This is a genomic window from Intrasporangium mesophilum (genome assembly GCF_054783095.1).
Genome location: NZ_BAAGRF010000009.1, coordinates 190,062 through 204,477, shown reverse-complemented (window position 1 = coordinate 204,477; position 14,416 = coordinate 190,062). Strand labels below are relative to the sequence as shown.

14 protein-coding genes are annotated in these 14,416 nt (G+C 69.6%); 8 read left to right on the top strand and 6 right to left on the bottom strand.

Translation table 11 applies throughout. The features are described 5' to 3' along the window. Positions 1 to 56 precede the first annotated feature (56 nt). Positions 57 to 1,628 carry a purple acid phosphatase family protein gene (locus tag ACYVLP_RS08425; RefSeq protein ID WP_460626893.1) on the bottom strand — a complete coding sequence of 524 codons (1,572 nt, stop codon included), beginning with the start codon at positions 1,626 to 1,628 and terminating at the stop codon, positions 57 to 59. A 128-nt stretch (positions 1,629 to 1,756) separates the two neighbouring features. Next, a complete protein-coding gene (locus ACYVLP_RS08420) occupies positions 1,757 to 3,037 on the bottom strand; it encodes a HupE/UreJ family protein (RefSeq protein WP_460626892.1) in 1,281 nt (426 codons plus the stop codon). Positions 3,038 to 3,210: 173 nt separating this feature from the next. Between ACYVLP_RS08420 and ACYVLP_RS08415 the strand changes: the two genes are divergently transcribed. The 4 genes from ACYVLP_RS08415 (at position 3,211) to ACYVLP_RS08400 (ending at position 7,277) form a co-directional block, all read left to right on the top strand. After that, positions 3,211 to 3,888, top strand: coding sequence for a hypothetical protein (locus ACYVLP_RS08415; protein WP_460626891.1), 678 nt, complete (start codon positions 3,211 to 3,213; stop codon positions 3,886 to 3,888). 130 nt (positions 3,889 to 4,018) lie between these two features. Next, positions 4,019 to 4,381, top strand: coding sequence for an ArsR/SmtB family transcription factor (locus ACYVLP_RS08410; RefSeq protein WP_452269937.1), 363 nt, complete (start codon positions 4,019 to 4,021; stop codon positions 4,379 to 4,381). Further along, on the top strand, positions 4,378 to 6,039 hold the full coding sequence (locus ACYVLP_RS08405; protein ID WP_460626890.1) for a SulP family inorganic anion transporter: 1,662 nt from the start codon (positions 4,378 to 4,380) through the stop codon (positions 6,037 to 6,039). The genes ACYVLP_RS08410 and ACYVLP_RS08405 overlap by 4 nt, the downstream gene beginning before the upstream one ends. Positions 6,040 to 6,182: 143 nt before the next feature. Next, positions 6,183 to 7,277: a DUF3800 domain-containing protein gene (locus ACYVLP_RS08400; protein ID WP_460626889.1), complete on the top strand. Its 1,095-nt coding sequence runs from the start codon at positions 6,183 to 6,185 to the stop codon at positions 7,275 to 7,277. A 151-nt stretch (positions 7,278 to 7,428) separates the two neighbouring features. Here the strand turns inward: ACYVLP_RS08400 and ACYVLP_RS08395 are convergent, their stop codons facing one another. Then, positions 7,429 to 8,010 carry a DinB family protein gene (locus tag ACYVLP_RS08395; RefSeq protein WP_460626888.1) on the bottom strand — a complete coding sequence of 194 codons (582 nt, stop codon included), beginning with the start codon at positions 8,008 to 8,010 and terminating at the stop codon, positions 7,429 to 7,431. 95 nt (positions 8,011 to 8,105) lie between these two features. Here ACYVLP_RS08395 and ACYVLP_RS08390 point away from each other — a divergent pair, with 95 nt between their 5' ends. Continuing rightward, a complete protein-coding gene (locus ACYVLP_RS08390; RefSeq protein WP_460626887.1) occupies positions 8,106 to 8,705 on the top strand; it encodes a class I SAM-dependent methyltransferase in 600 nt (199 codons plus the stop codon). Between the two features lie 150 nt (positions 8,706 to 8,855). Next, positions 8,856 to 9,341, top strand: a complete 486-nt coding sequence (locus ACYVLP_RS08385) for a hypothetical protein (RefSeq protein ID WP_460626886.1) — start codon at positions 8,856 to 8,858, stop codon at positions 9,339 to 9,341. A gap of 38 nt (positions 9,342 to 9,379) precedes the next feature. Here ACYVLP_RS08385 and ACYVLP_RS08380 read toward each other — a convergent pair whose 3' ends face one another. Beyond that, positions 9,380 to 9,826 (bottom strand): group II truncated hemoglobin, encoded by a 447-nt coding sequence (locus ACYVLP_RS08380; protein WP_460626885.1) that lies wholly within the window; start codon positions 9,824 to 9,826, stop codon positions 9,380 to 9,382. Between the two features lie 559 nt (positions 9,827 to 10,385). Here ACYVLP_RS08380 and ACYVLP_RS08375 point away from each other — a divergent pair. After that, positions 10,386 to 10,982 (top strand): hypothetical protein, encoded by a 597-nt coding sequence (locus ACYVLP_RS08375; protein WP_460626884.1) that lies wholly within the window; start codon positions 10,386 to 10,388, stop codon positions 10,980 to 10,982. Between the two features lie 117 nt (positions 10,983 to 11,099). On the opposite strand, the gene ACYVLP_RS08370 is transcribed toward ACYVLP_RS08375, so the two are convergent. After that, positions 11,100 to 11,831, bottom strand: a complete 732-nt coding sequence (locus tag ACYVLP_RS08370) for a DUF899 domain-containing protein (protein ID WP_460626883.1) — start codon at positions 11,829 to 11,831, stop codon at positions 11,100 to 11,102. Positions 11,832 to 11,945: 114 nt separating this feature from the next. Continuing rightward, positions 11,946 to 12,917 (bottom strand): sigma-70 family RNA polymerase sigma factor, encoded by a 972-nt coding sequence (locus tag ACYVLP_RS08365; RefSeq protein ID WP_460626882.1) that lies wholly within the window; start codon positions 12,915 to 12,917, stop codon positions 11,946 to 11,948. Positions 12,918 to 13,125: 208 nt separating this feature from the next. Here ACYVLP_RS08365 and ACYVLP_RS08360 point away from each other — a divergent pair, with 208 nt between their 5' ends. Next, positions 13,126 to 14,370, top strand: coding sequence for a hypothetical protein (locus ACYVLP_RS08360; protein WP_460626881.1), 1,245 nt, complete (start codon positions 13,126 to 13,128; stop codon positions 14,368 to 14,370). Positions 14,371 to 14,416: the final 46 nt, after the last annotated feature.

The following is a 14,416-nucleotide window of genomic DNA, read 5'->3' as shown; positions in this document are numbered from 1 at the left end:
ACTACGGGCGGCCACCCACCAGGTCACGCTGGGGTGTGCGCTGAAGCGGTGTGCCGTCAGCTCAGGGACGTGACCGTCGTGGCAGCGCCCTTGCCCGAGGTCACCGACGCCGGGACGTTCGGCCCGGCGGTCGGGATGTCGAGCGCGCCACGACCCCGGTAGGGGTGGATGACGACCTGGTCCTGGACCGAGCCGACGGGCAGGGCCGCGTTCACGCCCTTCTCCGGGCCGCACCAGGAGACCCGGCCGAGCTCGACCGCGGCGTTCGGGGCCGCGCACGTGCCACTGCGGACGTTCTGAACCGTGAGGGCGTTCTTGCCGACGCTGACCTTGACGTAGGTGCGGACGTGCTCCTGGTTCTCCACCGAGTTCGCCCAGTGGCTGGACGGGTTCAGCGGGTCAGGGCCGAAGTCCGAGCCCGGGATCGGCGCGGTCAGGTCGTAGTACTTCGAGCCGGAGGACGAGTTGGCCGTCACGTAGATGACGCCACCGGGGCCCTCGGCCACCTGGGTCTGAGCGGGCTGCTCGTCCGGGTTGGCCTTCTGCCCGTTCTTGATGGCGTAGCTGCGCGAGTAGCTGTGGTCGTGGCCCTGGAGCACCAGGTCGACACCGAGCTCGGAGAACGCCGTCGGGAAGTCGAGGCGGCGCTTCTTGTTGTCGGAGTCGTTGGCGTGGTCGGCCGGGGAGTAGATCGAGTGGTGGTAGACCAGCACGGTGTACTTGGCCTCGGCGCCGTGGGCGTTGACGACGTCGCGGATGTAGGCGACGTGTGCCTCGTCGCTGCCGTTGTTGTAGGCGTTGCTGTTCAGGTCGATGAACAGCACACCCTTGTAGATGTACCAGTAGTCGCCGCCGGAGCGCGTCGCGGCCGCACCGTTGTAGAAGGGTGCGGACCGGTCGGTGTTCGGCGTCCAGAAGTGCTGCTCGTAGGCCCGGCCGCCCACGTCGTGGTTGCCGATCGTCGCCGCCCACGGGTAGGAGCGCAGCTCGTTGGGGGCGAGGAAGGCGTTCCACTGCGACTCGGTGTTCGCGGTCTCGACCTGGTCGCCGCCGGACACGAGGAGCTCGGCGTCCGGGTTGGCCTTCAGCGCGACGGAGAGGGTGTCGGCCCAGCCCTCGCCGTCCTTCGCGACGTTGCCCGAGGACCCGATCTGCGGGTCGCCGAAGAACAGGAAGTCGAAGGCGCCGGCGAAGGACTGGGTCTTGAAGGAGTACGCAGAGGACCAGGCGCCCTCGCTGCCGACCCGGTAGGAGTAGGCGGTGTTCTGCTGCAGGCCGTCGATGGTGACGTGGCCGTTGTAGCCGCCGTTGACGGTGTTGGCCGCCACGACGGCCGCGATGGTGACGGCGTCGGCCGGGAACTCGCCGTTGACGACGCTCGCGGTCGGCGCGACCTGGACGGTCTGGGGACTGCCGTCCGTGGCGTACCACGACACGACGCGCTGGGACTCGCTGGCCCCGACGCCGAGCACGATGCCCGAGGTCGTGGACACGCCGTCTGCGTGCGCAGCGGTGGCGAAGAGCCCGGTGCCCAGGGCGGCCGAGCCGCCGAGCACCACGGCGACGCCGCAGGTTGCCAGCCGGCGCCGGGCGCCCTGCTGACCGTGCCTCAAACTGGAGAACTTCACAATGTCCGTCCGTTTCAGAGGGGATTGATGGCGGTCTCAGGTTTCTCAGGGCGGGTGTCCTTGCGGTGAACGGCTGCAGCACGCGCAATGGCCCGCTGCATAAGTCCTGCCCAGGCGCAGGGTCCGGCTCAGATCGAGAACGCGCGCTGGGTGAACCAGACCAGACCCATCGCACAGACCCCCGCCGCCGCGAGGCCGGTGGCGCGCAGACCCAGGACCGGTGCCCGGTGCCGGAGGAAGGCGAGCGCTGGGAAGACGGCGAGGATGATGCCCACCTGGACCGCCTCGATGCCGACGTTGAAGACGAGCAGCGACCAGAGCAGGGTCCACGACCAGGCCTGCTCGATCCCCAGCGCGGAGGCGAAGCCGAGTCCGTGCACGAGGCCGAAGCAGAAGACGATGGCCAGCCGAGTCACTCCGACGCGGTCGAGACCGAGCCGTCCCAGCCGGACCTGCTCGAGGTCACGGCCACCGGCTCGGGGGCGCATCATGCGCCACAGCGGGACTGCCGCCACCACCGCGATCGACAGCGCAATGACGGGCTCGACCACGGCCGCCGGGACGTGGACGACGCCGAGCGCCGCGAGGATGAAGGTCACCGAGTGCGCAACCGTGAAAGTGGTTGCGGCAAAGACGATCTCGCGCAGACTGCGTGACCCTGCGATCAGTGCGACGAGGAACAGGATGTGGTCGAGCCCTCCGAGCAGATGCTCGGCACCAAGGCGGAAGAACTCCCAGAACCGCTCCGGGACGGACTGCGACGTCGTGAACGTCCGCTGCTGGGTGTCGAGCGCAGCGCTGCCGCTGCGCAGGTCGAGACCGTAGGTCACGATGGTCTTGGTGTCCCGGACGTAGCCCTCGGCGTCGGGGAACAGCGTGCTCGTCACGTCGTGCGCCACCGCGGACGGGTCGCACCGGTAGGCGAGGACCAGCCTGGCGTACGGCACGCCGTCACGCTGGGTCATCGTGACGGGGTCGGGCATCGACGCCGTGCATTCACCGGCCGAGGTAGAGACGCGGAATCCCTTTGAGACATAAGCGAGCACGCTCGCCTTGTGCTCTTGGAGGGCGGCAGCCTGCTCCGCGGCGTCGCCGTCGTCGAAGGCTGCGGTGCCGGCACGGAAGAGGGGGTCGTCCCGCCCGGCGTCGGCGGCCGACACGACGAGCAGGTCGTATTCGAGCTCCAGGCTCGCGCGCACCTGGCCCGCCGACGGCGAGCTGAGATCGGCGTATGCCGTCGAGGTGAACCCGTGGGCCGAGCTCGCTCCCGGGGTGAGCAGGAGCGCCGCCGCGGCGGCGATCAGGACGGCCACGACCCGGCATACGGGACGGCGGCGATCGGTGCGGTGTGCGGCGTGGTGTGCGATGCGGCTTCCCAGCGCTGCGGGCGGGCTCCAGGCGTTGGACACAGGTGCGCTCCTCAGTGGTCTGCGGACGAAATCTGCTCCCTCCACGCGAACGGCAGCGGGTGCGAAGGCGACATCACTGTGAACTGATGACGTCGCACGCCTTCTGGGTGTCTGCGGGCACCGCGGGATGAGGTAGGAAGTAGGCGCCCACTCCCCCAGCTCGGACGGACCCCATGCCTGCTCAGCCTCGGCGCACGGTCGCCGCCCTGCTCGCGACCCTGGCTGCGGCTGCGCTTCTCGGCGGGTGCGCTCAGCAGGACGACTGGTCCGGGCCGCACGACGGGCCGACCGCGATCGGCTCGCTCGGCCCGGGTTTCGTGGATCCCACGGCGCCCCCGTCACCCGAGGCGACGATCAGCCCGGAGCCGGGCTCCTGGGACGGGGTTCGGCCGGCGCCGGGCTACCGCGTGGTGCTGCTCAGGGCGGGGACGGACGCGCCGACCGCGACGACAGCCAAGGCCGTCACCGACTGGGCGCAGCAGCAGGACGTCAGCCTGAAGACGATCACTGCCACGAGCGCGGACCAGTACATCGGCAGCATCACGGGCGCCCTCGACCTGGCCCCGGACCTCGTCATCTGCGTCGGCAACGACCTCGTCGACGCGCTCGCGCTCGTGACGGCGAACCACCTCGACCAGCAGTTCCTCGTCGTCGGCGCGGAGCTGGCGGAGCCGACGGCCAACGTCACCGCTGCCAACTGGACGGGCGCGTCGTTCCGCGGCGAAGGACTGCACATGGCAACGTCATTCGACCCCGCGAGCTTCACTCCGGAACGGGTCTCACGGGCGGTCCGTGCCGGTGTGGCTGCGGTGCTGCACGGGCAGACGGGCATCGTCGTCCGTGTGAGCTGACCGACCGTTTCGGGCGGCCGTTCGTGCGGCAGTTCGGGAGCGTGGAGCGTCGCGACCGCGGTTCGGTCGGCCGCGACGGAGGCTGACGTCACTGGTGATGACCGCCATCTGTCGATATGATGAATTCATCATGCCATTCAGCCGCAGCGAGCGCCCGCTCTACGAGGTGAAGGCGGGCCTGTTCAAGGGCCTGTCGCACCCGTTCCGCATCCGTGTCCTCGAGCTCCTCGCCGACGGTGACGAGCACAGCGTGGCCGAGCTCCAGGAGCGCACCGGCCTCGAGGCATCGCACCTGTCGCAACACCTGTCCGTGCTGCGTCGCCATCGCCTCGTCGTGTCCGACCGTCGCGCCAGCCACGTCTACTACCGGATCGCCTACCCGGAGGTTGCCGAGCTGCTGGCCGTGGCCCGCCGCCTGCTGGTCGAGATCGTCACCAACGACAGTGCACGGCTGCGAGCCGTCGGGGCGCTGCCGGACATCTCCGTCCGGTGAGGCCCGTCGCCGTGCACCTGCGCAGCCTGCTCCCTGCGCGCCGCGACTATGCGGACCTGCCGAGGTCCTGGCGATCCGACCTGCTCGCCGGGTTCACCGTCGGCATCGTGGCACTTCCCCTCGCACTGGGGTTCGGGATCTCCTCTGGTGCGGGCGCGGAGGCGGGCCTCGTCACGGCCGTCGTCGCCGGGCTCGTCGCTGCCGTCTTCGGCGGCTCGCACGTGCAGGTGTCCGGACCGACCGGGGCGATGGTCGTCGTCCTCGGACCGATCGTCGCGACGCACGGCGTCGGCGCGGTCGCGCTCGTCAGCCTGCTGGCCGGCCTGGTCGTGCTGGCGGCCGGCCTGCTGAGGCTGGGCCGGGCCGTCTCGTTCATTCCCTGGCCCGTGATCGAGGGCTTCACGCTCGGGATCGCCGTCATCATCTTCCTGCAGCAGGTGCCGGTGCTCACCGGACCGGGAGACCACGGTGCATCGACCACGAATGTCGTTGTCGCTGCGGTCTCCTCACTGTTCTCGGCAGACGCGGTCTACCTGCTGTGGTCGCTCGGCGCGGTCGCGGTCGTCGCCGCGGCCATGATCCTGCTGCCCCGGTGGAAGGCCGCGGTGCCCGGGTCGCTCGTCGGGATCGTCGCGACGACCCTGCTGGTCCTGCTCCTGCCGTCACCGCTGTCGACCATCGGCACGCTCCCGCACTCCCTGCCGGCGCCCGCGCTCCCGCCGTTCGACCCCGGCACCGTCTCGCACCTCACGACCGCGGCACTGACGGTCGCTGCCCTCGCGGCGATCGAGTCGCTGCTGTCCGCGCGGGTCGCCGCGTCGCTGGCCGACACCGGGGACTACGACCCCGACCGAGAGCTCGTCGGACAGGGCCTGGCCTCGATCGGGTCGGGGCTGTTCGGAGGTATGCCGGCCACCGGGGCCATCGCGCGCACCGCGGTGAACGTCCGCTCGGGGGGCAGGACCCGCGTCGCCGCGATGACCCACGCCGTCGTGCTGCTGCTGGTCGTCCTGGTCGCCGCCGGACCCGTCGGCCACATCCCGCTCGCCGCGCTATCGGGCGTCCTCATGGTGACCGCAGTGCGGATGGTCCACGTCGCCACGGCGCGGTCCGTCCTGCGCTCGACGCGAGCGGACGCCACGGCATACGTCATCACCGCGATCGTCACCGTCTCGGTCGACCTCATCGTCGCAGTGGCCATCGGCATGGTCGTCGCAGGGTTCTTCGCGCTGCGCGGCCTTGCGCGCGCCACCGGGGTCGAGCGCGAGCCGCTCGCCGAAGACCCACAGCCGGGCGACGAGCACATCGCAGTCATCCGGCTCGACGGCCCCCTGTTCTTCGCCGCCGCGGACCGCGTGCTCGACGCCGTCACCGGGATCGAGGGCGTGTCGGTCGTGATCCTGCGCATGTCGCAGCTCGAGCTCGTCGACGCCACCGGCGCGCACGTCCTGTCGGAGATCGTGCACCGCCTGGAGGCCCGCGGTGTCACGGTCCTCATCAAGGGTGTCCGCGAGGGGCATGTCGAGCTGTTCCGCGCCGTCGGGGTCCTGTCCGCGCTGCGACACGACAACCACCTCTTCGCCGACCTCGACGCTGCGATAGACCACGCCCGCAGCCACGTCAGGCGGCTTTCGCTCAGCACGGGGTCAACCGGCTGACGGCGACCCTTCCGGGCCGCTCCCAGAGCCCCGGGTATGCCGTCGGCCCCCTCGGTCCCCACCAGACGGCATACCCGGCTTGCCTGGGAGGTGGCACAATTCGCTGGCCCTGGTCCGCGCGCGCAGGCGAGCATGATGGCGTGGTGAGGGATCGGACGCTGCCGCTGCAAGGTGGCCTGCCGCCTACGACCGGCGCAGGCGGGCCTGGCGCCGGTGCGACTGGTGCCGGTGCGACTGGCGCGGGCGCGACTGGCGCGGGGGCGGCCGTCGTGGAGATCGCGTGCGACGAGTCCGGCTTCTCGGGCACCAACCTGCTCGATGCCGCAACGCCGGTCTTCGCCCATGCCAGCGTCGACCTCAGCGTCGACGAGGCCGTCGAGCTCGTCACGCGCCTGCGGTCCGGCTTCCGGTGGTCGCTGAAGGAGCTCAAGTCCGGGCAGCTGCTGCGGGGCCCGCGCGCGCCCGGGGCACTCGAGTGGATGCTCGGCGAGCTCAACGGGCGCGCCCATGTCCAGCTCGTCGACAAGGAGTACTTCCTCGTCACGAGGCTCGTCGACCTGTTCCTGGCCGAGCCGTCCTACGCGGCCGGGACACGTCTCACCCAGGACGACCGCGCGCCTGCTCTCGCCCTCTACCGGGCGACGCGCGGTGGGGACGCCGAGTGGAGCGCGTTCCTCGAGGCGTTCGTCGAGCTGGTCCGGACCAAGCGGCGGCGCCAGCCCGATCGCGGCGTGGTGAAGCGCTTCTTCCAGGCGCGCGACGGGCTGGCCGGCGTCGGGCTGGGGGCCGAGGCCGACGACGTCCTCGGCTCCCTGAGCCGCACGAAGGTGCGGGCGGTCGTGACGCGGCTGGCCCACGACGACCGGACGATCCCGCCACCGCTCGAGCCGCTGCTGCCGGCTCTCGCAGAGACGGTCCTGTTCTGGAGCGGCGGCCAGCGGCAGGTGCTCGTGATCCACGACGAGCAGAGTGCTCTGACTGCGGGGAGGCTGATGCGCCTGCAGCAGGTCCTCGCCGATGGCGCCGACGCACCTGGGGCCCACCCCGACGGAGCCGGGGCCTTGCCGCCGATGGTCTCGCCCTTGGCCGGGCTCGTGACCGTCGACTCACGCGACGACCCGCGCGTCCAGGTCGCCGACCTCCTCGCGGGCGTGGCCCGGAGGTCGCCGAGCAACGGCGGCGACGGCCTCCTCCGGCGCTTCATCTCCCCCACATCGCTGCTCGACCCAGGGCGATGAGCACGGCCCCGAGCCCCGCACGGTCTGCGGCCCGACACCCCGCAACACACCGAGCAGTCGCAAGGTCCGACGGTTATTTCCGTCAGAGCTTGCGACTGCTCGGTGTGTTGCGCTGTGGTCAGGTCGTAGAAGAAGCTCAGGTCGTCGAAGCTCAGGCCGTCGAAGCGGACCTCGCGGCGGCCTCGATCTGCGACCGGTACTCGGCCCACCACTGCTCGTCGTGGGGCTCCACGTTCAGGTTGTCCGCTCTCAACCCGGTGCGCCCGTCGAGCTGTTCGCGAAGGATGTCGGCGTGCCCGGCGTGCCGCGCGGTCTCGGTGAGGACGTGCACGAGCATCGTGTGCAGCGTGACGTCCGGGCGAGGCCACCACGGCACGTGGCCCGGGGCATCGAGGTCGAGCGCGCGGATGGTCTCGTCGGCGTGCGCGAAGGCCGAGCGGTAGGTCCCGATGATGCCCTCGCGGGTCTCCGAGGCCGTCGCCCACATGTCGGCGCCTTCTTGAGCGTCGTCGTCCCACCACGGCAGGTGCGGCACGAACGGGCGATCGAAGACCTGCCCGAAGTACCAGGCCTCCACGACCGACAGGTGTTTGACGAGCCCGAGCAGGTTGGTCCCGGTGGGTGTCAGTGGTCTCCGGACGTCGTACTCAGACAGCCCCTCGGCTTTCCAGAGGACCGCTTCGCGCGCCTTGCCGAGGTAGTCGTGGAGCCGTTCCTTGTGGTCGTCGCTCATGCGACCCACCCTGCCCCACTCGAACACCGAGGTGTGAGGAGGGCGGTTCCAGACCTGTTGCGGGCGTGACCGTCCACCGGGTTAGGGTCCACTGCGTGGATTCCGAACACACCCGCACCGCGTATGCCGCACGCGCCGACGAGTACGCCCAGCTGTTCGGTTTCATGGAAGCCACTGCAGCGGCGGACCGCTCGCGGGTCGAGAGGTGGTCGGCAGGCGTCGACGGCCGAATCCTGGACGCCGGCTGCGGGCCCGGGCAGTGGACAGCCCATCTGGCCCGGCTCGGTCACGAGGTCGAGGGCATCGACCCAGTGCCCGAGTTCATCGACATCGCCCGCCGGGCGCATCCAGGGACCACCTACCGCATCGCGTCGTTCGACGACCTCGCTGCGGAACCGGGTCGTTATGGCGGCGTCCTGGCGTGGTACTCACTCATCCACCTGCCGCCGGACCGAGTCCCGGGCACCCTGCGGATCATTCGATCCACGCTCAGGCCGGGCGGACTACTTCTGCTGGGATTCTTCGACGGCCCAGAGCTGGTGCCGTTTGCCCACGCTGTGACGGAGGCGCACTTCTGGCCGGTCGACCGCGTGGCCGAGATCCTCGAGCTGGTCGGTTTCGACGTCCTCGAGACCGAGCAGCGCGCCGACGACGGCGCTCGTCCTCACGCGGCCATCAGCGCGCGTTCGCGATGACCCACGTCGATGCCGGCCGGCGCCGCAGGCGGGCGCCGTAGGCCCAGTGTCGCTCGAGGCCGGGGCCGTCACACCAACTGAGCCCGCGGCATACCCCTGGTGTCTCGTGCTGGCCCCCAGAATGGGGGTGTGCTCGGCGCGAGGTGGGGCGTGAGTCCCGAGGAGACGAAGCTGACGTTCACCTGCGACGACTTCGTCCGCGCACCGGCGCTGACGGCCTGGCGCGGGGTCTCGGTCGACGCGCCGGGGGCCGAGGTCTGGACGTGGGTGACGCAGGTGCGGGTGGCGCCCTACTCGTACGACTGGATCGACAACGGCAGGCGGCAGTCTCCTCGCGAGGTCCTGGACCTCCCGGAGCCGATGGTGGGTGAGTCCTTCACCGCGTCGGCCGGGCGGAAGCTGGGACGCATCGTGCACGTGGAGCAAGGCCGATCCCTCACGGGCCACATCCTCGGCGCCTACATGACCTACCTGCTGGCGCCGCAGGCCGACCGCAGGACGCGCTTGCTGCTGAAGGTCGTCATGGAGACGAATCCCGTTGTCGCACAGGCATTGTGCCTTGGCGACCTGGTGATGGCGCGACGGCAGCTGCTCACCATCAAGCGCCTTGCCGAGCTGGGGCACGTCTCGACCTGATGCTCGCCGCGCCTCACGTCTCCGCCAACCCGGGGCGGTCAGGCCATCAGTCCGTCCCACGACCAGCGGGGGATCTGCAGGCCGGCAGGGACGTCGTCGGCGGACTCGTGGTACTGCGCCATGGTCGTCGTGGTCGCCCAGGCGAAGTAGTCGTGCAGGACGCCGCGAAGCGGATCGTCGGAGACTCCGACATCGGCCAACGCTTCGTCGAAGCACGCGATCGCCCGCTGGTTCATCTCCTCATGAGGACCGTTCCCACTGTGCAGCCGGACCACGAAGGTCTCGTCTCCGTAGGTGTCCGAGTACGTCGTGGGTCCACCGAGCGCCTCGGCCCAGTAGGAGGCGAGCCGCTCGGTGTGGTCGGGACGGAACCCATGGCTGAATGCGTGGCTGACCACCTCGTCGTCCATGACCCGCGCGTGCCACGCGTGCGCCAGCCGGACCATCCCCTCATGACCGCCTGCGGCCTCGTACACCGACTCCATCACCCCAGGATGGCAGCCACCCCCGACACCGATGCCGGGAGGCCAGCGCGACTGAAGCTGACCTGCACGAGACGACCCGATGGACCGCCACGAACTGTCCCCCGAGGGTGAGCTGAGCTCACAGGCGATGGTCGTGGCGGTCCGTCGGGCACCAGCGTGACGCAAGCCGCGCTTGCGTGCGTGCAACAAGGTCGTGCGGCGCAAAACGTCAGTTATGGTAAACGAAGGCAAACAGTGTTATATAGCAGTAAATTGCCGTTATAGTCTCCGAACTTGGCCCAGCGAGGCCCCGAAGGAGGAGACGTCTGTGGCATCAACTGCCGTTTGCTGGCGCGCCGGCGTGGCGATCGTGCTTGCCGGGCCCGTCAGCGCGGCGGCGACATCGGCGGCCCTGCTCGCCGGTTGCACATCGCCCGCGGCCCCGACTTCCGGTTCAGCGAGCGCTGTGTTCCCACGGTCCGAGCTGTCCCCGCCTTCAGCGCCCACCGGCAGTTCGACTGCGGGTCAGCACGGTTCGCGGCCCGGGCGCACACAAGCTCTGCCCCCGACCAGCTCTTCCATGACCACCGTGGCCCTAGGCCACTACTGCCCGACAGTCACCGAAGGTGCTGACCGGGAGGTCCTGACCGTGCGCGAGCTCTGGCCTTCGAGCCCGAGCTCCGCGCACGGCGAAGTCTCCGTCATGAGCACCCACTCCACTGCGGGCTGCGCCCCGGCGGACACACCAAGGCGGGACTGTGCCACTGGTCTTCCGTGGATCCGGGGTGCGAAGGACCCTGCCCACCTCTTCGCAGAGACGCAGCCGGGGTCGATGGTGATGGGCTTCGTCCGGGGCGGCCCGATGCCACCCCCCGGACACGTCGCGAAGACCCACGAGCTCCGATACGTCTACCTCGACTTCGACACCGCGCTGGACCCACACGCCGTGTGGCTGGCGTTCGCGCGCACCTGCGCCCGAGCGAGCCGACCATTGGCGCCACCCAGCAAGGGCCGCCGGCTCGAGTTCGTGATGAACGGCGAGAACGGCTCTCCCATCAACGCCCAGCTGCTCCTGAGCGCTTCTCAGGTCCTCTGGCTGGAGTTCGACGGGGCGACGTGGGCATCTCGCGACATCACCCGAGCCACATCAGTGGCGCTGCGCACGTGGCCCCACTGACCCGGTGAGTGGCCGCCGGTCGCGTATGCCGCGGCGAGCTCGGTCCGCGACCGGTGGCCGCGCTTGCGGAAGATGCTGCCGAGGTGGCGTTCGACGGTCCTGGGACCCACCGGCCGGTCAGGCTTCGTACTCGTCATGCCGGCGCAGCCAGAGCTGGAAGCCTTGCGCCTCGTCGCGCCCCTTCGGCACCCGGTCGAGCATGCCGTAGTAGGGCATGACGACCTCGAGCCCGCGGCCCGTGGTCCAGTAGGTCTGGTAAATGGTGTCGTCCTCGTGGGCGAAGACGCTGAACACCGGTGACTCACAAAGGTATTCGAGGATCGACGTCCCCGTCGCAGCGGCGTTGCGCGCGACCACCGGTGGCATCGGGCTCCCGAGCCACCCCTGCACCTCCTCAGGAGCGAAGGCCGCCCGAAGATCGCGGTTGAAGTCGCTGCGGGCACTCGACGCCCAGGGGATCGACCAGCCCATCCGCTCCCGGTAGCTCGTCAGCCTCTCGATCGGGGCGGACGAGACGAGCAGCAGGGTCACGTCGTGTGCGTTGAGATGCGTGACCAGCGGGTCGAGCGCGTCGGCGATGGAGGAGTTGACGGGGCATCCCGCCGAGTAGGCAGCGCCGAACATGAAGTGGTAGACGACCAGCTGCGAGCGCCCGTCGAAGAGCTCGGCGAGCGAGCGCGGTCCGTCGGCGGTGTCGAGGACGTAGTCCTTCTCGAGGGCCACCCACGGCAGCTCGGCGCGCTGGCGCGCCAGCGCGTCCGCCGCCCGTGTGTGTTCCTTCTCCAGGCGAAGCAGCCCCTCGCGTGCCGCGTCCCACTGCTCCCGACTGACGATGGTGTGCCCGTTCATGATGTATGCCGCCTTCTGGCCTCTGCGTCACCCGTTGCGACGCTCTACGGGTACAGACCAGGGACGAGCGGCGGAATCGTCGCGCGGCGGCCGAGCCGACGAGACTTCTTGCGGTCAGCCGGCAAGAAAGGCGGGCAGCCCCAGCGCCGCGAGATCCTCCGGGTCCGAGAAGGCCGTGATGCGTGCGATGCCGGCGTCATCGAGCTCGAGCACCTGGAGCGCGTGGAGCACGAGCCCTTCATCGACTCGCCGGTAGACGATGAAGGCAGGCTGGGCGTTCGCCCCGGTCGGGACCAGGCGGAGCTCGCCCCGTGCGCCGAGCAGGGAGCTCTCGACGAACTCGGTCACGACGTCGCGCCCGGCGAACCACGTCAGGAACGGCGGCATCTCCAGGACGATGTCCTCTCGCAGCAGCTCGGCCATGGCACTCGCGTCACCCGCCTCGACAGCCGCGGCGAACCGTTCCACGATGACTCTTCTGGCGGTGTCGACGGGCTCGGAGACGTCGTCACTGGCGACCCTCGACCGAGCCAGCTGCTCGCGTGCCCGCCTAAGTCCGCTGTTGACTGCGGTCGCCGTGGTCTCGAGCAGCTCGGCCACCTCGGCGGCCGGCATACCGAGCACGTCCCGCAGGATGAGGATGGCGCGCTGCCGCGCGGACAGCTGCTGCAGCGCGGCGACGAAGGCGAGCCGTATGCCGGCCCGGGCGGACGTGACGGCGGCCGGGTCCGACGGGGGCGCAGCGAGCAGCGCGTCCGGGAACGGCTGCAGCCAGGGGACCTCAGTGCCGGTCTCGAGCGGGGTCGAGGGGTCGTCGGCGGGCGCGCCCAGCCCGGACGGCAGGGGCCGGCGGCCGCGCTTGCCGATGGCTGTCAGGCAGACGTTCGTCGCGATCCGGTAGAGCCACGTCCGCTCGCTGGAGCGGCCCTCGAAACCGGCGTACGCGCGCCAGGCGCGAAGGAATGTCTCCTGGACGGCGTCCTCGGCCTCGTCGACCGAGCCGAGCATCCGGTAGCAGTGCGCGAGCAGCTCGCGGCGGTGCCGGCCGACGAGCTCGTTGAAGACCTCTGGAACCTCTGCGGCCACGACGCCCGGCCCTTTCTCGGGTGCCTTACAGAACCGAAGTAGATCACGTCCGATGCGGTCGCGCCACCGGACCGCTCGTGGTATGAACATGACCATGCAGAAATAGGCTTGAGTTCCAGCCCACGTCATGGGACCGAAACATGATTGTTATGGTCCGGTCTGAGCCGTAAGGTATACAATGTGGTGAATAGCGGACGGGGGGAGGGCGATGTCGACCGAGCAGGCGGGGCATTCTGCATCTAGGGCTGCAGAAATCCGCAAGCTGACCGTGCGTGAGCTGTATGGCGAAGGCGCGCACGACCTCGAGAACCCCAAGGCCATCGGCCCGCGTTCCCGGTATGCCGTCCGGACCTATTCCGAATACCCCCACCGGCGGGCGCGGCGCGAGCTGGCGTTCGGTCGCGAGGACCTCTACCCCGACCCCGAGCCCGAGTTCCAGGTGGACGTCCCGAGGGAGTTCGGGGACCTGCACCACCGCGCCCCGACCTACCATCGCGTCCGCATCAGCCAAGCCGTGCGGGACGGCAGCCCGATCGAGCCCAGGCGGCGCAGCGGCCGGCTGGCCCTGGCGATGTCCGGCGTGCTGACGCTGTCGTTGGTCATGTGGACGGCGAGCTGCAACGAGGCGGTCAAGCAGCGGATCAACCAGGCCCTTTCCCTGCAGTCGGACTACCAGAGCATGCCGACGCGCACGGAGGAGCCGCAGAGCCTGGCCAGCAACCCGGCGATCGCGCCCTTCCCGATCCCCAGCGTGCCTTCGGACCTCCCGCTGCAGGTCGACCCGCCCAAGCCGTCCGCGGCCCTCAAGCCGGTCGTGAAGTCGACGTCCGTCGCCAAGCCCAAGCAGCTCGCCTGCATCGACAAATGGGTGCTCGAGCGAATGGTCGGACAGCTGGTCATATTGCCGCTGGACGAAAATGGCATTTACGCCCTCGCGTCCGCAAAATCAAAAGCGGACCCGGTGCAGGCAAAAGCGACAACTATTCGGGTAATGCACGAGCTGCATATCGGCGGCATTCTCCTGACCAGTGGCACGCCTGCACAGAAGGCCGCCATCATCAAGGAGTTCTCCGCCCCGGGTGCATTTGAAGCGCCTTTGCTGATCGGCGATGTCGCAACCGACGACTGGTATGGCTTCAACAAGCCCACGCTCGTCACGTCTGCCGACATGGGCGCGCCCGCCCTGCCCGGCGACAAGCAGCTGACCATTGCGCAGAGGTTCGTGCTGGAGCTGAAGGCGGGGACGAACGCGCCGGTGTTCCTCACTGACACCGTCAACAAGAAGAGCCCGAAGACCGTCTACGACCAGGTGTTCGACATGCGCAGCACCGCGGTCCAGGCAGTGATGCACGCCCAGATCGACCCCACCGTGCTCACCGAGGAGGTCGCCGAGAACTTCATGGCTCGCGGCGACAAGGGCGCCGACCCGTGCGCGGTGAAGCTCAACAGATGAGCGTTCCCGGCCAAACCGGCGATTAGCCCTGATCCTGAGACGTACT

Bases quoted from the DNA above. Each gene is read 5' to 3' on its own strand.
- ACYVLP_RS08415 (WP_460626891.1), top strand. From the start codon at position 3,211: ATGCCTGCTCAGCCTCGGCGCACGGTCGCCGCCCTGCTCGCGACCCTG.
- ACYVLP_RS08410 (WP_452269937.1), top strand. From the start codon at position 4,019: ATGCCATTCAGCCGCAGCGAGCGCCCGCTCTACGAGGTGAAGGCGGGC.
- ACYVLP_RS08395 (WP_460626888.1), bottom strand. From the start codon at position 8,010: ATGAGCGACGACCACAAGGAACGGCTCCACGACTACCTCGGCAAGGCG.
- ACYVLP_RS08380 (WP_460626885.1), bottom strand. From the start codon at position 9,826: ATGGAGTCGGTGTACGAGGCCGCAGGCGGTCATGAGGGGATGGTCCGG.
- ACYVLP_RS08375 (WP_460626884.1), top strand. From the start codon at position 10,386: ATGACCACCGTGGCCCTAGGCCACTACTGCCCGACAGTCACCGAAGGT.
- ACYVLP_RS08370 (WP_460626883.1), bottom strand. From the start codon at position 11,831: ATGAACGGGCACACCATCGTCAGTCGGGAGCAGTGGGACGCGGCACGC.
- ACYVLP_RS08360 (WP_460626881.1), top strand. From the start codon at position 13,126: ATGTCGACCGAGCAGGCGGGGCATTCTGCATCTAGGGCTGCAGAAATC.